Annotated in this window: 16 protein-coding genes and 2 other annotated features; of the genes, 9 read left to right on the forward strand and 7 right to left on the reverse strand. The window is 44.1% G+C overall.

All coding sequences use genetic code 11. The features are described 5' to 3' along the window. Nucleotides 1-19: 19 nt before the first annotated feature. Nucleotides 20-1966 carry a glycoside hydrolase family 127 protein gene (locus tag V7D18_RS13560; protein WP_426154804.1) on the forward strand — a complete coding sequence of 649 codons (1947 nt, stop codon included), beginning with the start codon at nt 20-22 and terminating at the stop codon, nt 1964-1966. 45 nt (nt 1967-2011) lie between these two features. Here the strand turns inward: V7D18_RS13560 and V7D18_RS13565 are convergent, their stop codons facing one another. Genes V7D18_RS13565 through V7D18_RS13575 form a run of 3 tightly spaced genes read right to left on the reverse strand, consistent with a single transcriptional unit; the run spans nt 2012 to nt 4741 of the window. Next, complete coding sequence (locus V7D18_RS13565; RefSeq protein WP_426154805.1) at nt 2012-2785, reverse strand: ABC transporter ATP-binding protein; 774 nt, start codon at nt 2783-2785, stop codon at nt 2012-2014. Next, the gene (locus tag V7D18_RS13570; protein ID WP_426154806.1) at nt 2782-3660 is read right to left on the reverse strand and encodes an ABC transporter permease; all 879 of its coding nucleotides are present in this window, start codon (nt 3658-3660) and stop codon (nt 2782-2784) included. Before V7D18_RS13570 ends, V7D18_RS13565 begins: the two co-directional genes overlap by 4 nt. Before the next feature lie 28 nt (nt 3661-3688). Beyond that, entirely contained in the window at nt 3689-4741 is a 1053-nt protein-coding gene (locus V7D18_RS13575; RefSeq protein WP_426154807.1) for an ABC transporter substrate-binding protein, read from the reverse strand. An 81-nt stretch (nt 4742-4822) separates the two neighbouring features. Further along, nucleotides 4823-5066: a binding site (T-box leader), on the reverse strand. A 119-nt stretch (nt 5067-5185) separates the two neighbouring features. On the opposite strand from V7D18_RS13575, the gene V7D18_RS13580 reads away from it, so the two are divergent. Then, a complete protein-coding gene (locus V7D18_RS13580; RefSeq protein WP_426154808.1) occupies nt 5186-5698 on the forward strand; it encodes a cysteine hydrolase family protein in 513 nt (170 codons plus the stop codon). A gap of 66 nt (nt 5699-5764) precedes the next feature. Here the strand turns inward: V7D18_RS13580 and aroA are convergent, their stop codons facing one another. The 3 genes from aroA to aroF are packed head-to-tail and all read right to left on the reverse strand — an operon-like array spanning nt 5765 to nt 9164. Continuing rightward, nucleotides 5765-7042: a 3-phosphoshikimate 1-carboxyvinyltransferase gene (gene aroA / locus V7D18_RS13585; RefSeq protein ID WP_426154809.1), complete on the reverse strand. Its 1278-nt coding sequence runs from the start codon at nt 7040-7042 to the stop codon at nt 5765-5767. Nucleotides 7043-7054: 12 nt separating this feature from the next. Further along, nucleotides 7055-8152: a prephenate dehydrogenase/arogenate dehydrogenase family protein gene (locus V7D18_RS13590; RefSeq protein WP_426154810.1), complete on the reverse strand. Its 1098-nt coding sequence runs from the start codon at nt 8150-8152 to the stop codon at nt 7055-7057. Then, the gene (gene aroF / locus V7D18_RS13595) at nt 8145-9164 is read right to left on the reverse strand and encodes a 3-deoxy-7-phosphoheptulonate synthase (RefSeq protein WP_426154811.1); all 1020 of its coding nucleotides are present in this window, start codon (nt 9162-9164) and stop codon (nt 8145-8147) included. Before aroF ends, V7D18_RS13590 begins: the two co-directional genes overlap by 8 nt. Nucleotides 9165-9518: 354 nt before the next feature. Here aroF and V7D18_RS13600 point away from each other — a divergent pair, with 354 nt between their 5' ends. From V7D18_RS13600 to V7D18_RS13630, 7 genes are all read left to right on the forward strand, one after another. Continuing rightward, entirely contained in the window at nt 9519-11957 is a 2439-nt protein-coding gene (locus tag V7D18_RS13600; protein ID WP_426154812.1) for a hypothetical protein, read from the forward strand. After that, entirely contained in the window at nt 11935-12999 is a 1065-nt protein-coding gene (locus V7D18_RS13605; protein WP_426154813.1) for an acyltransferase domain-containing protein, read from the forward strand. Before V7D18_RS13600 ends, V7D18_RS13605 begins: the two co-directional genes overlap by 23 nt. A gap of 22 nt (nt 13000-13021) precedes the next feature. Further along, nucleotides 13022-13942, forward strand: a complete 921-nt coding sequence (locus V7D18_RS13610) for a BadF/BadG/BcrA/BcrD ATPase family protein (RefSeq protein ID WP_426154814.1) — start codon at nt 13022-13024, stop codon at nt 13940-13942. A gap of 196 nt (nt 13943-14138) precedes the next feature. Continuing rightward, nucleotides 14139-16241 (forward strand): elongation factor G, encoded by a 2103-nt coding sequence (locus tag V7D18_RS13615; RefSeq protein WP_426154815.1) that lies wholly within the window; start codon nt 14139-14141, stop codon nt 16239-16241. A 140-nt stretch (nt 16242-16381) separates the two neighbouring features. Further along, complete coding sequence (locus V7D18_RS13620) at nt 16382-17296, forward strand: CPBP family intramembrane glutamic endopeptidase (protein WP_426154816.1); 915 nt, start codon at nt 16382-16384, stop codon at nt 17294-17296. A gap of 46 nt (nt 17297-17342) precedes the next feature. Next, nucleotides 17343-17588: a binding site (T-box leader), on the forward strand. Nucleotides 17589-17684: 96 nt separating this feature from the next. After that, a complete protein-coding gene (gene leuS, locus V7D18_RS13625) occupies nt 17685-20099 on the forward strand; it encodes a leucine--tRNA ligase (RefSeq protein ID WP_426154817.1) in 2415 nt (804 codons plus the stop codon). Between the two features lie 219 nt (nt 20100-20318). Beyond that, entirely contained in the window at nt 20319-21155 is an 837-nt protein-coding gene (locus V7D18_RS13630; protein WP_426154818.1) for a hypothetical protein, read from the forward strand. Nucleotides 21156-21214: 59 nt separating this feature from the next. Here V7D18_RS13630 and V7D18_RS13635 read toward each other — a convergent pair whose 3' ends face one another. Beyond that, on the reverse strand, nt 21215-21505 hold the full coding sequence (locus V7D18_RS13635; RefSeq protein WP_426154819.1) for a hypothetical protein: 291 nt from the start codon (nt 21503-21505) through the stop codon (nt 21215-21217). Nucleotides 21506-21551 lie beyond the last annotated feature (46 nt).

Consider the following 21551-nt stretch of genomic DNA (forward strand, 5'->3'; position numbering starts at 1 on the left):
AGCAGAGCGAGGAAACAGTATGGAGGGGAATAAACTGACAGATGCAAATTTAAAGCATGTTGCAATACAGGATTCATTCTGGGATAAATATATTGATCTGGTGGATGAGGTGATTTTGCCGTTTCAGTGGGATCTTATTAATGACCGGGTTGAGGGAGCGGAAAAAAGCTACTGCATCAGGAATTTCCGCATTGCAGGCGGTGAGGAAGCAGGAGAGCATAAGGGTATGGTATTTCAGGATACTGATGCTGCAAAGTGGCTGGAAGCAGTTGCTTTTTCCCTCAATAAAAACAGAAATCAAAAACTTGAAAAAGCGGCTGACCAGACCATTGATCTGATTGCAGCAGCCCAGTGTGAGGACGGGTATCTGAATACTTATTATACAATTACCGGAAATAAAAGATGGTCAGATTTATTCGAGGGGCATGAACTTTATACGGCAGGCCATATGATTGAGGCAGCAGTGGCGTATTATCAGGCAACCGGAAAGAGAAAGTTACTGGATGTAGTATGTAAGTTTGCGGATTATCTTTGCCTTGTTTTTGGACCTGAAGAAGGAAAAATCCATGGTTATCCGGGTCATCCCGAGGTGGAGCTTGCTCTTGTAAAACTATACCGGATAACAGGGAACAGAAACTATCTTTGGCTTGCGGATTATTTTGTAAGAACAAGAGGGGAAAATCCCTGCTATTTTTTAAATGAAGACTGTATTAAAAACGGAAATTACATTTTTCCTGAATTTAAAGATTTTGATCTGGATTATAATCAGTCGCATATGCCCTTAAGGCAGCAGCAGACAGCGGAAGGTCATTGTGTCCGGGCTGTTTACCTTTACAGCGCAATGGCTGATTTGGCATATGAGTATCAGGATGAGTCCCTTATCCGCCAGTGCGAAACGCTTTGGGACAATATCGTGAACAGGCGGATGTATATAACAGGAAGCATTGGATCGGCCTCTTATGGCGAACGTTTCACCGGGGATTATGATCTTCCCAATGACACAAACTATTCGGAATCCTGTGCCACGGTGGGACTTGCCATGTTTTCCAACCGCATGTTTCATCTCACAAGAGATGGGAAATACATGGATATTGTGGAAAAGGCCTTATACAACACTCTGCTTGCAGGAATTGCAATGGACGGAAAACATTTCTTTTATGTAAATCCATTGGAAGTGGTGCCTGATACAGTAAAGAAGAATCCAACTTACCGGCATGTAAAGACAACCAGACAGCTTTGGTTCGGAGTTGCCTGCTGTCCGCCAAATATAGCAAGGACTTTGGCTTCCCTTGGAAATTACATATACGCTTCTGATAAAAACACACTCTATGTTAATCTCTTTATACAAAGCAGCGCTGAGTGTCAGCTTTCGGGCACTGGTGTAAGCGTGAGACAGGAATGCGACTATCCTGCAAGCGGAACCGTTACTCTTTCTGTAAATCCCCAGGAAGAGGGAAGAGAATTTACCCTGGCTGTGCGTATTCCTTCATACAGCAGGGGAGCAGTGCTTAAAATCAATGGGAGAGAAGAGACGGTACAGCCGGAAAAAGGGTATCTCTATTTAAAACGGATGTGGGAAAAGGGAGATGTGGTTGTGGTTGAACTGAATGTTCCGTTCCGATACGTCAGGTCCAATCCCAGAGTGCGTCATAATATAGGAAAAGTCAGTCTGATGAAAGGGCCGGTGGTTTATTGCCTGGAAGAGGTCGACAACGGCAATTATTTATCAGCAGCGGTTATAGATACCAGAGTGGAGCCAGAGGAAGAATATGATCATGAACTTTTAAAAGGCACCTTGTGCGCCAGACTAAAGGGAGTCCGTATTGATTATGGGAAGGCCGGCGATTCCCTCTATGGGGAAGAAAAGCCGGTTTATAAAGAGGCGGATTTTAAAGCAGTCCCTTACTCCTGCTGGAATAACCGGGGAGAGGGAGAGATGATTGTCTGGATGAGAGAGAAGGAATAGAAAAAAGCCTGGATCCATGAAATACTGATCCAGGCTTTGCCTTTGTTAATTACCGCACTCTACACTGATCTCGTTGAACTTTTCAAGAATGAAGTTGATATCCAGGCCGTCTTTTTCCTGATCTGCGCAGTCCACAACTGCATTTCCCTGATGCATCATCAAAAGCCTGTTCCCATAGTCCACTGCATAACGGAGGTTATGAGTCACCATGATGGTTGTCAGCTGTTTTTCTCTCACGATCTTGTCTGTCAGCTGCATGATGATTTCGGCCGTTTTGGGATCAAGGGCTGCTGTATGTTCATCGAGAATCAGGAATTCGATAGGTGTCATGGTTGACATTAAAAGTGCCATGGCCTGTCTCTGGCCTCCGGACAATACCCCTACCTTTACGTGAAGTTTGTCTTCCAGACCAAGACCTAAGGTGTGAAGCTGTTCTTTGTAATAGCCAATCCGCTGCTTATTGGTTCCGGGAAGTAAGTTAAAGGGTTTTCCTTTTGTGTCAGCCAGTGCCATGTTTTCCAGAATGGTCATGTTAGGGCAGGTTCCCATGGCCGGATTCTGATAGACTCGTCCGATGCGCCGCTGGCGGCGGTATTCCGGCATGCTGGTGATGTCGGTTCCGTTAATGAGTATGGTTCCGCTGTCTAAAGGAATGCTGCCGCAGATCAGGTTTAAAAGGGAAGTTTTTCCTGATCCGTTGCTTCCCACAACCGATACAAACTGCTGGTCCTTTATGGTTAAATCAAAATTGTGGAACAGGCACATTTCATTGACAGTCCCGTGGTTGTAATATTTATGAATGTTTTTCAGTTCAATCATGCTTTCACCTTCTTTTCCCTGCCGTTGCTCAGTACCAGAATGGCTAAGAACAGAACCGATGTAATCAGTTTTAAATCAGAAGCTTCCATTCCCAGGTAAATTGCGAAAGATACGCAGGCTTTGTAAATAATAGAGCCTATAATGACAGCAGTGGTTGATTTAACAAATCCGACCCGCTTAAAAAGCTTTGTTCCGATAATTACATTGGCAAGTCCTATGACAATGGTTCCTGTTCCCATGCTGATTTCGAAAAATCCTTTTTGCTGGCAGTATACGGAACCAGCCAGGGCAGCAAGACCGTTTGCGATGGCCAGACCAACGATCTTAACCATTCCCCGGTCCTTTGCAAGAGAAGTGACAAGTGTCTCATTATCGCCCACCGCTCTTAACAGATAACCGGAGCGGGTTTTTAAGTACTGGTCTAAAATGAATTTAACAACGAAAACAATGACTGCCAGAATAATAACCATGGTAACAGCGCTCAGAGACGCCGGAAACAGCCTGTTAACCAGGCTGTTTTCAAAAATGGTGGTGGCATTGAAAAATGGAACATTGGCTTTTCCGGCAACTCTTAAATTAACGGAGTACAAAGCAGTCATGACAATAATACCAGACAGAAGATCCCGCACCTTTAATTTTACATGGATAAAACCGGTGATGCATCCGGCCAGAGCTCCTATGGCAAATGCGATAAACAGGGTTGCCAGAGGATTCAATCCGGCTAAAATCAGTGTTACGGTAACAGCGCCTCCCAGGGGAAACGTACCATCTACAGACAGATCCGGAAAATCCAGAATCTTATAGGTGATGTATACGCCCAGCGCCATTATGGCATAAACCAGACCTTCTTCCAAAACGCCAAGTATAATTGACATGATTAAATTTCCTCCACTATGTTTCTTCTTATTTTGTTCCTTTTGAAATATCAGTAAAGATCTCGGCTGCAGAATCGGTTAAATCCTTTGGTAATGTGATGCCCAGTGTTTCAGCAACCTTGGAATTTCCGTAAAAAGCTGCATCTTTGATTACTTCAAAATTTAATTCGCTTGCTTTGGCTTCTCCCTTTAATACCTTGGCAGCCATGACACCGGTCTGTTTTCCTAAATCCACATAATCAAGACCCATTGCTGCAAGACAGCCAATTTTTACCTGTTCCACTTCGCTTCCGAAAACAGGAATGTTTTTCTTGCCGGCTTTATCGAGGATAAGCGGAAGAGAGCTGACTACTGTATTATCGGTTAAATTGTTAAGACAGTCAACCTTTTCCAAAATGCTGTCAGTTGCCAGGGAGATATCAGCGGTGGAGGTAACTGGTCCTTCCACGATTTCAAATCCGTAATTTGCGGCAGCCGCTTTGTATTCTTTAATGGCTGTTTCTGAGTTTACTTCACTTGTGCTGTAGAGAATTCCGATTTTCTTTGCATCAGGAAGTATCTTGCGGATCATTTCCAGCTGTTTTTCAACAGGGAGCTTATCACTGGTACCGGTTATTTCACCTACCGGGGTACCGTCTTCTTTGGCCAGGGCAGCAGCTACCGGATCTGTAACAGCTGTGAAAATAACAGGAACATTGTCTTTTTTTGCTCCGCCGTAGGCCGCCTGTGCCATGGGGGTTGCAATGGCGCAGATCAGATTGGTCTTTTTGGCAAGAAAGTTGTTTACGATCTGGCTTGCAGTACCGCCGTCTGCCTGTGCATTTTCATAAAGGACTGTTAAGTTCTTTCCTTCCTCCAGACCTTCTTCGGCAAGTCCCTTTAAAAAACCTTCTCTGCAGTTATCCAGAGAACCATGCTCTGCAAACTGGGCGATTCCGATGGTATAGGCTGATGTTCCTTCACTTTTTGCAGATGCTGCAGAAGTGGACTCCGGTGTCTTTTCCGGCGCTTTACCGGAAGCACATCCGGTGAGAGCAGCAGCAAGTGTTGCCAGTAACATGATTTTTACAGATTTTTTCATAAATAATTCCTCCTAAAATTTATTTTCATTGATAGAAAAGCTTTCATTGCATAAAAAAAGTCCCAAGTATGTTATTCACATACTTGAGACGAATCATACAATCCGCGGTGCCACTCAAATTGACTTAATATAAGTCCTCTTTTCATATACTAACATATATGCCACATCATATAACGGTTGTGGATTCCGTCAGCCCATACTGTTATTCGGTTCAAGGCTGCCCTCAAAAGTCCATTCAGCTATCTGCACTATACCGCACTCACACCACCGGCGGCTCTCTGAAATACTGCTGGGAAAGCTTACTCTTCTTTTTCAACGGTTTCTTTTATTAATCAATATATTAATGCGTGAAAGGAATTTTGTCAACAGGTAATTGAAAAAACTTTATTTATTTCCTGAAACTGTGATAGAATAGGAAAAAGACATGCGAAGGAAGGAGAACTTATGAACAGACTGTTAGTTGTGGTGGATATGCAGAAGGATTTTATAGACGGTTCATTAGGAACCGGAGAAGCGGAAGCGATCGTTAACAATGTAAAAAAGAAAATTGAAGAATATCAGGCAGCAGGAGACGATGTGATCTTTACTCTGGATACCCATGAGAATGATTATATGGATACTCAGGAGGGAAAGAATCTTCCTGTTCTTCACTGTGTGAAAGGGACTGCCGGCTGGGAACTGGCTGATGCTTTAAAAGAGATTCCGGGCAGGCGGTTTGAGAAGAATACCTTTGCCAGTAAGGCTGTGGGGGAATACGCGGCGTCAGGCAGTTATAAGTCCATAGAGCTGATTGGTCTGTGCACCGATATCTGCGTCATATCCAATGCTCTGTTAATCAAGGCATTTCTTCCTGAGATTCCGATTCTGGTTGATTCTTCCTGTTGTGCAGGAGTTACGCCAGAAAGCCATGAGAATGCGTTAAGTGCCATGAAGATGTGCCAGGTCACCATTTTATAAACAAAACATAAAAAAGCAAAAAAACATGTGATAAAGCTGTTTTTTTGCTTTTTTGTATGATAACTGTTATTTGCCCAGACGTTCTAAATCCTGGTAGAAACCGGGGTAGGAGATATTAACACATTCAGCTCCCTTAATTTCCGTTTCCCCATCTGCACATAATCCCGCAACAGCAAAGGTCATGGCAATCCGGTGGTCCAGCCTGCTGTCAATCACCGCTCCGTGAAGGGGCTTTCCTCCCCGGATGATCATTCCGTCCTCTGTTTCTGTGACATCAGCCCCCATTGCGGAAAGATTCTGTACCATTACCTCAATCCGGTTGGATTCCTTTACCTTTAATTCCCCTGCATCTTTTATAATGGTTTCACCTTCTGCAAAGCATGCCATGGCTGCTATTATGGGAAGTTCATCAATTAAAGCGGGGATAATGGCACCGCCGATCGTAGTTGCGCGAAGAGAACTGGATTTTACAAGGATATCTGCAGTTGGCTCTCCGGAATCCGTATTTTTGTTGAGCAGCGTAATGTCCGCCCCCATATCCCGGCATACAGAAAGAATTCCGTCTCTGGTAGGATTGATCCCCACATGCTTCATCAGAATTTCAGAGCCTGGTACCAGAAGACCTGCTGCGATGAAAAAGGCCGCAGAGGAGATATCTCCAGGAACAACGATTCTGCTGCCATACAGCTCCTTAGCAGGCCGTATGGAGGCAGTTGTGCCTTCCGTGGTTACATCGGCTCCAAAGTGTTTCAGCATGATTTCTGAATGGTTTCTTGATACATAAGGTTCTGTCACCTTCGTTTCACCCTCTGCATAAAGACCTGCCAGAAGAATGGCGGACTTTACCTGGGCAGAGGCTACCCTGCTGGTGTAATGAATGCCGTAAAGCTTCTTTCCTGTAATGGCAAGAGGCGCACAGCCATTCCCCTCCAGGCTTCTTATGTCCGCACCCATGTGGGAGAGCGGATCCATAATCCTCTTCATGGGACGTTTTTTTATGGAATCATCACCGGTAAGGGTGACGTCAAAGTTCTGGGCAGATAAGAGACCGGATATAAGCCGGGTGGTGGTTCCGCTGTTTCCGCAGTCCAGGATTGTCTCCGGTTTTTTCAGTCCGAAAAGGCCGTTTCCGTGAACAATCACAGAGTCTTTGTTATTTTCAATATCGATTCCCATCTTTTTAAAGCAGGCAATGGTGGACAGACAGTCGGCACCCTGAAGAAAATTGGTGATCTCCGTCGTGCCTTTTGCCAGAGAGCCGAACATGATACTGCGGTGGGAAATGGACTTATCCCCGGGTATGGACAGTTCTCCCCTAAGAGGGGAGGCTTTTGTAAATTTCATAAGATACCTCTCTTAATTGGATATTAAATCATAATGATAGCGTTCCAGCTGTTTCCAGGCCTCGTCCATGGATTCCCTGTCGTAGAATGCGATCCGAAGGGTTCCTTCACCGTGCTCCCGGTTGTGATTGATTCCGATGTTGCGGATACTGATGCCTTTGGCAGCCAGGATGACGGAAAGGGTAGATATGGCACCCACTTCATCCGCCATATCAACGGTAAAGGAGTATTCAGGCGCAATGGGGCCTGTTGCTTTTTCTGAAAAAGAATTCCGGTAGTCCCTGGATGTTTCAAACAGCTGGTTGATGTAGCTGCCGTTTTTCCTGTTTAACTGATCCAGAATCTGATTTAAAGAAGCGATATACCGCTCCAGAATCAGGGAAAGATTCTGATGGTTTGTCATACAGATCTGTTCCCACATTTCCGGTGAGGAGGAGGCGATTCGCGTAATATCCTTAAAGCCTCCGGCAGCGAGCCTTTTCATAAGTCCCTGCTGGTTGTCAGAGTTCTTTACCAGGTTAACCAGACTGGAGGCAACAATATGGGGCAGATGGCTGATGGCAGCTGTTACAAAATCGTGCTCATGAAAATCCAGAACGATAGGGATGGATCCGATCATTTCTGCAATATGGACGAGACGATCCGTCTGTTCCTTTGTGGTTTTGGCAGTGGGGGTAATGATATAGTAAGCATTTTCCAGCAGATGATCCGTGGAATTTTCATAGCCCGTTTTTTCTGAGCCAGCCATCGGATGGCCGCCGACAAACCAGGATTCCATACCAAGACGGATTACGGCCTCATGAATGTCGGTTTTGGTGCTTCCCACATCGGTAACAATGGCCCCAGGCTTTAAAAAGGGCCGGATCTTACTTAAATAGTCAGCGTTATATTCCACTGGCGTGCAAAGAAATATAAAATCACATTCTGTCAGCTCTTCTCCAATTCCGTCAAGAATTACATCAACAATGCCATCTTCTCTGGCTTTCATCAGCCTGGAACGTGTCCGCATATAAGCCATTATTTTTGTCTCCGGTGCTTCACGCTTGATCCCCCGGGCGATGGACCCCCCGATCAGACCAAGCCCGATAAAGGCAATGACTTCATCATTCATTGAAAACCCTCCCTGATAGTTTTGCATAAGGCTGTAACTGTTCTGTCAAGTGTTCAAACTGTTCAAATGTGAGAGACTGGGGCCCATCAGATAATGCGCAGGAAGGACAGGGATGAACTTCTACAATTAAGCCGTCTGCGCCAACTGCAATAGCTGCCTTTGAAATCGGTTCGATGTAAGCCCTGACACCGGTTGCGTGACTGGGATCTACGATAACCGGAAGGTGGCTCTTCCCGCGGATTACGGGAATTGCGCTGATATCCAGGGTGTTTCTGGTGGCAGTTTCATATGTGCGGATTCCTCTTTCACAAAGAACAATATTGGGATTGCCTTCGGAAGCGATGTATTCTGCTGCATTTAACCACTCATCAATGGTAGCGCAGAGGCCTCTCTTTAAGAGAACAGGGATTCCTGCCTTACCTGCTTCTTTTAAAAGCTCAAAATTCTGCATGTTTCTTGCACCGATCTGAATCATATCAACGTATTTTACCGCAGTTTCCAGTGCGCGGAGACTGGTTACCTCGCAGATTACATTCAGTCCTGTTGCCTCTCTGGCTTCTTTCATATATTGTAATCCTTCTTCCTCCAGACCCTGAAATGCGTAGGGGGAAGTCCTTGGCTTGTAAGCACCGCCTCTTAAAAACTGGGCGCCGGCTTTTTTTACTGCATAGGCAGTTTCTAAAAGCATGTCATGGTTTTCTATGGCACAGGGACCAGCCATCATGGCAAGGTGGCCGGGACCAATTTTTGCATTGCCTACAGTGATTACGGAATCTTCCGGATGAAATTTCTTATTAACCACCTTATAGCTTTCTGTAACTGCAACGATTTTATCCACACCATCCATCATCTCAATATTCGCACCCTGAATTTTCGTCTTATCTCCTACAACACCTACTATGGTTACTTCCGTTCCCTCTGATAAATGAGCGGTCAGGCCGTTGGATTCAATAAAGTGTTTTACTTTACTGACAGCTTCTGCAGAAGTGTTTGGTTTCATAATAATAATCATATCCCTTTTTCCTCTTTTCTTACAAATGATTAATCCCCATTGTAATGGATAGCAGGGAAGTTGTCAACGCTTTTATACGTTAAACTTTTACACTTTAAAGTAGATTATTATTTAGAACCTGATTATTGGATAATTTGTGCTGGAAAAAGCGGCCTGGTATGCAGTTTTTTTGTGAAAAAGAGCAGTCATTCCTGGGAAATGTTAAAAAAAGTTACATCAAACGTTGAAAATGCCATGTGATTTTTTTATGAAATCATTTAATATAACTATATACCATATCAAAAAAATATTTATATGTGCACCAGACGTCATCTTATAACAGACAGACTGATGGCACAGCAAAGGGATAAGACAATGGAAAAATTGCAATTGAACAGAACCGGATTTCTTACCAATTATCTGATATCCGGTCCGAAAGAAACGGATTTTATCAATCATGAAACAGATGACAACCAGCTGCGTTATGAACAGCATTTAAGATCCATTGTAGCTGACTTAAGCAGGTCCTGTCCGGATGGCCCTGCCATCCTTGGAGAAAACAGCAGGCTTCAGATGCCATGGAAGTATTATTATCACTATGGAAACTGGTTTGTAGACGAAAGCACATTTTATTCCACACTGCAGAAAGTGGAGCTTGATGCGGTGACGGGAATAGAGGTAAAAGAAGATCTGACCGTGAATGCAGTTGTATGGTCCTATGCAGCTGTAGATGTCTGGTGCAACAGGGAACTGGTATGCCGTATGGATACGCCGGTTTATAAACCAATTAAAAAGAAACAGATGGAACTCCGGCTGAAAAAAGGAATCAATGAAATCTATGTCAGCCTTCAGACTCTGGGTGTCAGGGATACGAGAACGTTGTTCGGCATTCAGATCATGGATCACATGGAAGAGATCTCTGTTGTACTGCCTGATGAGAAACATACCGATGAACTGGTACGGATTGAAAACTGGCTTGGTTCCATCTCCATTAAGAATTCCATCATGACTTTTAAAGAATGTGCGCCCAAAGGTGCCTCTTTGGCCTACGACAGCCAGAGCCCTGATTTTGCACAGGTGAAAAGCCGGAAGGAATGGCAGGAGATCAGCGGGAAAAATCAGGTGAAGCTTGAGGTCGAAAAGCCAGGTGTTATTTTAGTAAGTGTAAAAAGTGACCATGGAGTCCTCACCAGAAAAGTGGAGAATATCCTGGCTCAGAGACCGGAATATGGGAAAGACAAATACTTTGAGGAGAATAAAAAGGCTATTTTCCATAGAATTGCAGAAGCAGAAAGTCTGTCCAGAGGTGATAAATTCGGATTTTCCATTTCCAATATTCTTGCAAGAAAAGCCCTTGGAATGGACAACGGGCGGGATATAGAACTTCTTTATGAGACGCTGGACCAAATAGAAAGCAGATATGACTGCTCTGATTTTCTGGTGTGCGGCATGGTCAGATATCTAAAGAATTATCCGGTCAGTGAGGATCTGGCGAAACGTGCAAAAGAGGTTCTTTTAAACTGGCGTTACTGGATGGATCAAAAAGGATCTGACGCCATGTGCTTCTGGAGCGAAAACCATTCTCTTATGTTCTATACCTGTGCCATGAATGCAGGAGAGATGTATCCGGATGAGTATTTCCCGCGGGCAGACATGACTGGCAGAGAGCTTTTTGAATTCGGAAGAACCAAGGTAGAAGCATGGCTGGCGGATGTGGAAGAACATGGATTTGAAGAATTCTTAAGCACAGTTTATATGTGCGTTACGTTTGCAGCGCTTTTAAATGTAATCGATTTTTCAGAGGAAGCCATTTCAAAAAGGGCAGTAAAGATTACCGATAAACTTCTTGAAATGCTGTGTCTCCATACCTATGACGGTGTTGTCATTGCCCCTATGGGACGTGTATACAGAGAAGTGATCCATCCCTTTGAGCAGGGAGCCCAGGCACTGATGAATTTAATCAATCCTGATGTCCCTTATTCCTACGGAGAGGGTTGGCTGGGCTTTTATTCATGCAGCAGCTATAAACTTCCAGAAGGGTTAAAGGAACTTATGGAGCGTCCGGCAGATATGGATTATTCCACAGGAAATGCTCTCATAAGGCTGAAGAAAACGCCGGAGTACTGCATGACTTCCGTTCAGTCCCCCAGACCGGACCCGGAATTTAAACGCTGGAGGAACCTTACCCTGGATCCGGATTCGGATACATCCACCTGTGAATACACCAAGTCACTGAACGAACGGTTTCATGGAACCACCTGCTTTGAGCCGGGAGTATATGGCTATCAGCAGCACATGTGGTATGCTGCCCTTGATAAGGAAACTGACATCTTTACGAATCACCCGGGCGGAACCTGTGATTCCAGTTCCATGAGACCGGGGTATTGGTACGGAAATGGGGTAATGCCTGCACTGGTTCAGGAGGGAAATTTACTGGGAGCTGTTTATCACATCCCGGAGGAGCATCCCATTCATTTTACACATGCTTATTTTCCTGCACCGAAGTTTTTGGAAACCAATGTCTCCGGCCACTGGCTTTTCGGAAGAAAGGCAGGAGGATTTGCTGCACTCTGGTGCAGCGGTATTTTGGAGCCTGTTGATGACCAGCTGTTTGAATGCGAGTACAGAACCTATGGGGATGACATTGCATACTTCTGTGTATGCGGCAGCAACCAGGATTTTAAGACCCTGGCTGAGTTCTCAGCCTATGCAGAAAATCTCCGGCCGGTATTTGATGACGGACAACGTATTTTAACAGCAGGCCCCTTAAAAGTGGGATTTGCAGATAACAATGATAAGACACAGTATATTTAGTGAAGATACTCAGGCGGCGGTGGCTTTTTCTTCCGCTGCCTATGAGAGTAATGCTTATTTTATGAGAAATTTCAGCAGATGCCGTGAGCTTTTGCTGGTGGAAAAAGATCCTGAGGGAGCAGCAGAAGCCATGATGTTTGGAATCAGGCATGCCAGGCTCCTTCATTTGGATGATTTTTTACTTCCGGTTGTTTACATTGACTGGATGCTGCCGGAGCTGGAAAAAGAATTAATGAAACAGGGCATTCCGGAATCTGTTGTCTGGGAATCTTTAAAGGATGTTGAAATCTGGATTCAGTCATACCGCAAATATCACCAGGGACAGACCGGGCTTGACCGGATTGAGTGGGTGTTCCGTTCACTTGCCGGAAAAGTACGAAGATTCGGCAGTCTGCAGTTCGAGGAAGTGACTTATGAATTTCCTTTTCTGATCTATGAAAACAGACAATCCGGAGAGTTTATGGCACTGGCCTGCCCGGATGTTATGATTGATCAGGACGGATATATCTCCGGTACAAACGGAAGAAGCATGATAAGAGAAATAAGAACTTATCTGGACTTTAAGGACAGGACTGTAACCGGATACTCTGCGGATTTAAAAAAGGGAACTGTAAGCGTGGATGCACCCGTCTCATTAAATCTGGAGGAATGGGAGCTTAAGCTTGCTCCGGGAGAGAAGGCGGTTGCTGTTCATATTCCGGAAGGTTCAGATTTGTCCCCGGACAGCGTTGATTCCTCTTTAAAGACTGCAAAAAAATATTATGAGAATCATATTCTTGTCTGCGAAAGCTGGATGCTGGATGCCCATCTGGAGCACATCCTGCCTCAAACCGGGAGGCTCATCAGCTTTATGCAGAGATTTAATAAAATGCCTGTAATGACAGAACGTCCACAGATACTGGAACGGGTCATGGGGTTTGATTTTACCATGGAAGCACTGGAACATTTTTCCTGTACCACATCGCTTCAGACCTCATTAAAGAAGTATCTTCTGGACGGAAATGAGATGTTTACCACAGCTGGTTTTATGCCATGGAAATGACAACTGGGAGGAGTACTTGATTATGACAGGATATTATGCCGGACTGGATGTGGGGGGAACCAACGGACGGTTAAAGGTCTGTGATCCCACAGGAAAAGTGCTGGGTGAACTTACGGCTCCTGGCTGCAGCCTTAATACAGACGGGGCAGAAAAAAGCAGGCTGCGTTACCGCGAGCTGGTGATTCCTGCTCTTATGGAACTGAAGCTGGATCCTGGCTGCTGTCTGGGAATCTGCGTGGCAGCAAGCGGGATTGATTCCCCGTTTCATGAGCAGGAATGCAGATCCTTTTTTGAAGAGATGGGATTTTTACCAGATAAGCTGATGGTAATGAATGACTGTGAAGTATTTCTTTATCTTACGGAACTGCCGGCTCTTGTAATCGTATCCGGCACAGGCTCTGTCTGCTTTGGCAGAGATGAGAATGGATCCATATACCGGACGGGCGGTTTTAATCATATTGTAAGCGATGAGGGAAGCGGCTTTGATCTGGGACTGAAGGTTTTAAGGACAGTTGGAAATGATTTATCCGGACGGGGTAAAAGTCCCATTCTCACCCCGCTTTTTATAAAGTCAACCGGGCTTGACACATTGGGGAAAATAGATGAATATATCAATGCCAATCTGATGGAAAAGTCCCGGATAGCCAGATTTTCCCTTCTGGCCTGTCAGGCAGCAGCATTAGGAGATGAGACAGCCATGGGCATTCACCGGGAGTGCGCAGATGCCTTATGGGGGCTGATTCATGATACAGCAGCTAAGATGAAAACGGGCGGACTAAACCTCTGGTTATGGGGAAGTCTTCTGGTGAAAAACCATATTCTCCGCGGCATGGTGGAAGAAAAAGTCCGAAATGGGCTGCCTGAGGTGAGCATTGCCATACCCCGGATCACTGCCCTTGATGCTGCACTTCAGGCTTCAGAGAAAAGCAGTCTTACGCGCTGAAAAGTCGGATTTAGGAAAAAAGAGAATATTAATAGGCAAAAATGAGAAAGAGGGAGAGCGCGCCCCTCTTTTCTTTTATCAAAAAATAGAAAAATGTCGAAAAATATTTGTGCAAATTGTACCTTTTGCTTGCAATTATAAGACATTTTTAGTAAAATATTGTTATAGACTTAAATACCGAACAGGAGGAATGTTTATGAACGTGTATGGAACCAAACAGATCCGTAACGTCGCCTTACTTGGGCACGGGGGCGCCGGTAAAACTACCCTTGCAGAAGCTATGGCGTTAGTGACCGGAGCCATCAGCAGAATGGGAAAAATTTCCGATGGCAATACCATCAGCGATTATGACAAAGAAGAGATTAAGAGACAGTTCTCCATCTCCACTTCCCTGATTCCGTTGGAATATGAAGGAGAGGATGGACCGATCAAGATTAACTTACTTGATACTCCCGGTTATTTTGATTTTGTTGGTGAAGTTGAAGAGGCAATCAGCGTGGCAGATGCTGCTGTAATCGTAGTAAACTGCAAGGCAGGAATTGAAGTTGGTACGTTAAAGGCATGGGAGCTTTGTGAAAAGTACAAGCTTCCCAGACTGTTTTTTGTAACTAATATGGATGATGATCAGGCCAGCTTTCGTGAACTGCTTTTGAAGCTGGAAAAAGAGTTCGGAAGAAAAATAGCACCGTTCCACCTTCCTATCAGAGAGAATGAGAAGTTCGTAGGATTTGTGAATGTGGTGAAAATGGCTGGGCGGCGCTTTACCGTTAACAGCGATTATGTTGAATGTGAGATTCCTGATTACAGCCAGAAGAATTTAGGTATAGCCAGAGAAGCTCTGATGGAGGCAGTTGCTGAGATCAGCGAGGAATACATGGAACGGTATTTCTCAGGCGATGAGTTTACCCTGGAAGAGATTTCTTCTGCACTTCGGGAACATGTAATACAGGGCAATATAGTTCCGGTTATGCTGGGTTCCGGAATTAATGCCCAGGGTGTAAAGATGGTTTTACAGGCGATTGACAAGTATTTTCCATCACCGGAGCGTTATGAATGTATCGGTGTGGATGTCTCCACCGGAGAACGGTTTACTGCCAGATACAATGACAATGTGTCTCTGTCGGCCCGTGTATTTAAGACCATCTTAGATCCGTTTATCGGAAAGTATTCCCTGCTAAAGATCTGTACGGGAACACTGAAATCAGATTCAGCGATCTATAATGTGAATAAGGACACGGAAGAAAAGATTGGAAAACTCTATCTGCTGAGAGGAAAAGATGCCATAGAAGTGCCGGAATTAAAGGCTGGCGATATCGGTGCTGTATCCAAATTAAACGTGACACAGACCGGTGATACCATAGCGCTTCGTTCCGCACCCATCGTATATCACAAGCCTGAGATTTCCACCCCTTATACGTATATGCGGTATAAGACGAAGACAAAGGGTGACGATGATAAGGTTTCCAACGCACTGGCGAAACTGACGGAAGAGGATTGGACCTTAAAAGCAGTGAATGATACGGAAAACCGGCAGTCACTTCTGTATGCAATCGGTGACCAGCAGCTGGAGGTAGTGGTCAGCAAGCTGTTAAACCGCTATAAAGTTGAGATTGAATTAAGCAAGCCTAAATTTGCTTTCCGCGAGACCATCCGTAAAAAAGTGGAGGTTCAGGGAAGATATAAGAAGCAGTCAGGCGGTCATGGCCAGTTTGGTGATGTAAAGATGACCTTTGAGCCTTCCGGGGATTTGGAAACTCCCTATGTATTTGAAGAATCTGTGTTTGGAGGAGCTGTTCCCAAGAATTATTTCCCGGCAGTGGAGAAGGGAATTGCAGAATGTGTCTTAAAGGGCCCCCTTGCTGCATATCCCGTTGTGGGGATCAAAGCGACTCTGACTGATGGCTCCTATCATCCGGTGGATTCCTCAGAGCTTGCCTTTAAGATGGCAGCAACGCTTGCCTTTAAAAAAGGCTTTATGGACGCCAATCCGGTGCTCTTGGAACCAATCGCATCCTTAAAAGTCACAGTGCCGGATAAGTTTACCGGAGATGTCATGGGAGATTTAAACCGGAGAAGAGGACGGGTTCTGGGAATGAACTCCAATCACCATGGAAAGCAGGTCATTGAAGCCGATATACCCGTATCTGAGCTGTTTGGCTATAATACAGACCTTCGTTCCATGACAGGCGGTATCGGTACTTTTGAATATGAGTTCAGCCGCTATGAACTGGCTCCGGGAGATGTACAGAAGAAAGAGGTAGAGGAACGGGCAGCCAAGGTTGACCGTATGGATGTTTAAATGAAGTGATAACACTGGCGGATCCAAAGAATAAATTGGATCCGCCTTTTTCTTAATCAGGCTGCGGCATTCCGGATGAATTGCGTAATTGAACAATCTGTGCTAAACTGGTATCAGTTAAACAGGAGGTAAGGTTTTTAGTGGAAGAGACGAGGGCCGCAAAAAAAGTTTTTGGAAGAATAGGAATCGGATATACCGGTTTTCTTAGTGCATCAATTGTTTTACAGATAGCTTTAAAAGTAATGATTCATGTATTTGATCAGGCTGGAATTTTTAATTTGCCACGGGGCTGGTATCTGTTTGCTGCTTCTCTGGCAAATTATGCAGCAGGAGGGCTGGTTTTATTTTTAATTATTAAAAATATGCCTGTCACCCATAAACCGGTAAGCCGGAGCGCGGGAAAAAAGCTGTTGATCTGTTCTTTTTTTATCTGCATCAGCGCATTGATTGCCGGAAATTTATTGGGACGGCTTCTCATGACTGTCATCAGTGCTCTGGAAGGAAAGCCCATGATCAATCCGGTTGAGGAAGTGCTTAAAGGACTGAATACAGGAACTATCTTTGCAATTATGGTGGTTATGGCGCCGGTCTGTGAAGAATTTCTCTTTCGCAGACTCTTGATTGACCGCATCCGAAGATATGGAGATAAAGCTGCTATTCTGGTATCTGCCGTGATTTTTGGGCTCTGCCATGGGAATTTTTATCAGTTCTTCTATGCATTTGGAATTGGTCTTGTGTTTGGTTACATTTATACCAGAACAGGGCGGCTTCGCTATACCATTCTGTTTCATATGATCATTAACTTCCTGGGATCAGTCGCAGCAATTTTTATTCAGAATAACTTAGCATTTGTAGTCATCTATGCTCTGCTTCTATACGGGTCCATGCTTGCGGGGATCGTGTTGTTTTTTATCACAAAGGGTGACTGGATTTTCTGGCAGGGCGACGAAGCGGTATGGGGCAGAGGAGCGGGTAAAGTTCTATTTTTGAATGTTGGAATGATATTATTTTTTGTATTGTCTGCCATTTCCTTTGTTGTCGCAGAGTTTTCATAAAATCGGGTTGACACATTCGGGCAATTATGTTACATTTACAGTTAGCAAAAATACTGTGATTAGGAGTAGTAAGCAGTCTGAAGCATTCAGAGAGCCGGCGGTTGGTGAGAGCCGGTTGGGGAAGACAGCTGAACTGGCCTTTGAGTAGCATACTGAAGAAAGCCATGGCTTTTGTGTAGGTATAGCCGGAATCCCAACCGTTACAGCGGGCGGACAGGAGAGTCTGTCCGGTTGAGCGCATACATTTGTATGAAATAGAGTGGTACCACGCGGTAGATTCTGCGTCTCTATAGCCGTTTTATTACGGTTGGAGGCGCTTTTTTTATGCTGATATACCCGTGAATGTTAAAACAGGGGAAATCCCTTTCACAAAAGGAGGAATATTGTTATGGCATCATCTTATAACCACAGTGCCATTGAAAAAAAATGGCGTGAGAATTGGGCGAAGAACCCGATCAATGTTGACGATGGAAAAAAACCAAAATATTATTGTCTGGATATGTTCCCTTATCCGTCCGGCAGCGGTCTTCATGTAGGCCACTGGAGAGGTTATGTAATTTCTGACGTATGGAGCCGTTATCAGATTTTAAAGGGTCATTATGTCATTCACCCAATGGGCTGGGATGCGTTTGGTCTTCCGGCAGAAAATTATGCAATTAAAATGGGTGTCCATCCGGCAAAATCTACAGCTGAGAATGTGAGCAATATTAAAAGACAGATTAATGAGATTGCTGCTGTTTATGACTGGGATATGGAAGTCAATACCACAGATCCGGCATTTTACAAATGGACTCAGTGGATTTTTGTCCAGATGTTTAAGAAGGGTCTGGCTTATGAAAAGGAATTCCCCATTAACTGGTGTCCTTCCTGTAAAACTGGTCTTGCCAATGAGGAAGTGGTAAACGGCTGCTGCGAGCGCTGTGGAACCACAGTAACGAAAAAGAACTTAAGGCAGTGGATGTTAAAAATCACTGCTTATGCAGACCGCCTTTTAAATGACCTGGATAAGCTTGACTGGCCGGAAAAGGTTAAGAAGATGCAGACGGACTGGATTGGAAAATCTTACGGTGCAGAAGTAGACTTTAAAGTAGAAGGACGGGAAGAGGCCATTACGGTTTACACCACAAGACCTGATACGTTATACGGAGCAACCTTTATGGTGCTCGCACCGGAGCATGCGCTTGCGTCTTCCCTTGCAGTACCGGAAACAAAAGCAGCAGTGGACCAGTATATCTATGATGCATCCATGAAATCCAATGTTGACCGTCTGCAGGATAAGGAAAAAACCGGTGTATTTACTGGCAGCTATGCCATGAATCCATTAAGCGGTGCAAAGGTTCCGATCTGGATTTCCGATTACGTACTTGGTGACTACGGTACAGGCGCAATCATGTGCGTTCCGGCTCATGATGACAGAGACTTTGAATTTGCAACCAAATTCAATATCCCCATCATTCAGGTAATTGCAAAAGACGGCAAAGAAATTGAGAACATGACAGAGGCCTATACAGAGGCAAACGGAACCATGATCAATTCCGGAGAATGGAACGGCATGGAATCAGCAGTTCTTAAAAAGGAAGCACCTGCCATGATCGAAGCAAGAGGCCTTGGCAGGAAAACGGTGAACTTCAAGCTTCGTGACTGGGTATTTTCCAGACAGCGTTACTGGGGTGAGCCGATTCCGATCATTCACTGCCCTCACTGCGGCAATGTTCCGGTACCGGAAGACCAGCTTCCTCTCACTCTTCCGGAAGTGGAAAGCTATCAGCCCACTGGTACAGGAGAATCTCCTCTTGCTGATATTGACGAGTGGGTAAACACCACCTGTCCGGTATGTGGTGCAGCTGCAAAGAGAGAGACAAATACCATGCCTCAGTGGGCGGGTTCTTCCTGGTATTTCCTCCGTTACGTAGACAGCCACAATGATAAGGAACTGGTATCCAGGGAAAAGGCAGATAAATATCTTCCTGTTGATATGTATATCGGGGGTGTGGAGCATGCGGTTCTCCATCTTCTTTATTCCCGTTTCTACACCAAGTTTTTATCTGACATCGGTGTGGTGGATTTTGATGAGCCGTTTACCAAACTGTTTAATCAGGGAATGATTACAGGTAAAAACGGAATTAAGATGAGCAAATCAAAGGGCAATGTGGTATCTCCCGACGAGCTTGTTCAGGATTATGGATGTGATTCTCTCCGTATGTATGAGCTCTTTGTAGGACCGCCGGAGTTAGATGCAGAGTGGGATGACAGAGGAATTGAAGGTGTCAGCCGTTTCTTAAACCGTTTCTATAATCTGGTATCAGACAACTGCGGTCAGAACGTGGCAGCCACAAAGGAAATGATCCGTCTTCGCAACAAACTGGTATTTGATATTGAACAGCGTTTCAACCAGTTTAACTTAAATACGGTTATTTCCGGCTTTATGGAATATAACAATAAACTGATCGAGCTTGCAAAAACAGCCGGCGGCATTGATAAAGAGACATTAAAGACCTTTGTAATTCTTCTCGCACCATTTGCCCCTCATATCGGAGAGGAACTGTGGCAGCAGCTTGGCGGCACAGATTCCGTGTTCCATGCAACATGGCCGGAGTGGAGTGAAGAGGCCATGAAAGAGGATGAAATCGAAGTTGCCGTTCAGGTGAATGGAAAAACAAGAGCTGTGGTAAAACTTCCGGCAGATGTTTCAAAGGAAGATGCAATTGAAGCGGGCAAAGCACTGATTCCGGATAAGATTACTGGGGCTATTGTGAAGGAAATTTATGTTCCCGGAAGGATTATAAATATTGTCTGTAAATAGTTTTAAGAAAAAATTCTAAGCATTAAGTAAGGACACTATGACTGAAGAAGTACAGCTGTAGTGTCCTTATTTTGCTTCAAAGCTTCAATGCATGTTTCAGGGGTATATGCTAATTTTGGCACTCAATGTATATAATTTTGGCATTTGGGTTGATAACTCTTCGCATCGGGTATATGCTGAATGATAGAATTCAATCAAAGCGAAGGAGGATTGATTCCAATGTTTGAGAGACAGAAAAACAAATGCAAAATTGTATATAATAATTATCAATTTTATGAGAATGCCGCTTTGACTGAAATGATAGAAAAGCAGATGGCAGAGGGATATCATATTTGCGGTATAATAGGAGAATCCTGCAATATATTAAAATTTTTTTATGAAAAAGCCAGGGCACCAAAGTCTTGCGTTATTTATCACAAACATCTAGATGATAAAACAGATGCACAAATTGAAGAAATGAAAGCTGAGAAAATGGAAATTCTATGCCAGAACAATCATTGTATCATATTTGGAATTCCCTCCAGTGACGCTGATGAATTGAAATCAGATATGATTGTAAAAAAACAAAGTAAATTACCTGGCATTCACATAAAAAAATCTACAGCTCTTATTTCAATATTACTTGTTCTTTCTGTAATCAGTCTGGTGCTGAAAATATTATTGATAAACAAAGGGGATTTATATTTCAATCAGTTGAGTATAGCGCTTTACCTAGCGTTGAATTTTATTTTTCTGTTATATTTTACAGGTGATCTTCACGATATTATAAAAGGTAAAGGAATATACTCAGATGGTATCATGTATTTTTCCAGTCGTACAAAATTCAAAGATATATTGTTCCGGGTTGGGGACATACTTAGATTGGTCATATTGCTTGGAAGTATTTGTATCAGTGCTGCGATTCTGATATTTGTTAAGGATGGAGTATTAGCAATTAATGTTCTGAAAATGTGGCTGATATATTGTACCATTGGTTATATATACAGACTGCGTGTTCGAAGATCTTATTTATCACTGTTACTAATTCAAGTTTTTATGGCAACACTAAGTTTTTAGTAAAATACTATATTTGTATAGAATACCGGTGCCAGGACTTGTGTCCCGGCACCGGTAATTTATTTCTTTCCATTTCGCTTCATCATATTTTTTGAAAGCATGCGAATGGTTTCTATGCGCTGCCGTTCGCCTGGATTCATGTTGGCACTGATAATAGAAATAAGAAGATCCGTCTCCTCATCGCTGAACTGTATGCCCTTCTGACTGGCCTCCGCGCTCAGACTCATAAGAGTCGGGAACAGCTGGTCTTTTGGAGCGGACTCTGCCCGCTTGGCAAATTCGGTCAGCATGGATAGCTTCTGGGGATTCATATTTTTTAATCGTGGGTCCTGTTTCCAGTTGGTATTCATAAGTTGATACGCTTCCTTTCCTGTGAATATGTAAAAAACGGGCTGG

Source organism: Lacrimispora sp. 38-1 (genome assembly GCF_049890855.1).
GTDB lineage: Bacteria > Bacillota > Clostridia > Lachnospirales > Lachnospiraceae > Lacrimispora.

Bases quoted from the DNA above. Each gene is read 5' to 3' on its own strand.
- leuS (WP_426154817.1), top strand. From the start codon at position 17,685: ATGGCATCATCTTATAACCACAGTGCCATTGAAAAAAAATGGCGTGAG.
- V7D18_RS13560 (WP_426154804.1), top strand. From the start codon at position 20: ATGGAGGGGAATAAACTGACAGATGCAAATTTAAAGCATGTTGCAATA.
- V7D18_RS13600 (WP_426154812.1), top strand. From the start codon at position 9,519: ATGGAAAAATTGCAATTGAACAGAACCGGATTTCTTACCAATTATCTG.
- V7D18_RS13575 (WP_426154807.1), bottom strand. From the start codon at position 4,741: ATGAAAAAATCTGTAAAAATCATGTTACTGGCAACACTTGCTGCTGCT.
- V7D18_RS13635 (WP_426154819.1), bottom strand. From the start codon at position 21,505: ATGAATACCAACTGGAAACAGGACCCACGATTAAAAAATATGAATCCC.
- V7D18_RS13615 (WP_426154815.1), top strand. From the start codon at position 14,139: ATGAACGTGTATGGAACCAAACAGATCCGTAACGTCGCCTTACTTGGG.
- V7D18_RS13630 (WP_426154818.1), top strand. From the start codon at position 20,319: ATGTTTGAGAGACAGAAAAACAAATGCAAAATTGTATATAATAATTAT.
- aroA (WP_426154809.1), bottom strand. From the start codon at position 7,042: ATGAAATTTACAAAAGCCTCCCCTCTTAGGGGAGAACTGTCCATACCC.
- V7D18_RS13570 (WP_426154806.1), bottom strand. From the start codon at position 3,660: ATGTCAATTATACTTGGCGTTTTGGAAGAAGGTCTGGTTTATGCCATA.
- V7D18_RS13565 (WP_426154805.1), bottom strand. From the start codon at position 2,785: ATGATTGAACTGAAAAACATTCATAAATATTACAACCACGGGACTGTC.
- V7D18_RS13590 (WP_426154810.1), bottom strand. From the start codon at position 8,152: ATGAATGATGAAGTCATTGCCTTTATCGGGCTTGGTCTGATCGGGGGG.
- V7D18_RS13610 (WP_426154814.1), top strand. From the start codon at position 13,022: ATGACAGGATATTATGCCGGACTGGATGTGGGGGGAACCAACGGACGG.
- aroF (WP_426154811.1), bottom strand. From the start codon at position 9,164: ATGATTATTATTATGAAACCAAACACTTCTGCAGAAGCTGTCAGTAAA.
- V7D18_RS13605 (WP_426154813.1), top strand. From the start codon at position 11,935: ATGATAAGACACAGTATATTTAGTGAAGATACTCAGGCGGCGGTGGCT.
- V7D18_RS13580 (WP_426154808.1), top strand. From the start codon at position 5,186: ATGAACAGACTGTTAGTTGTGGTGGATATGCAGAAGGATTTTATAGAC.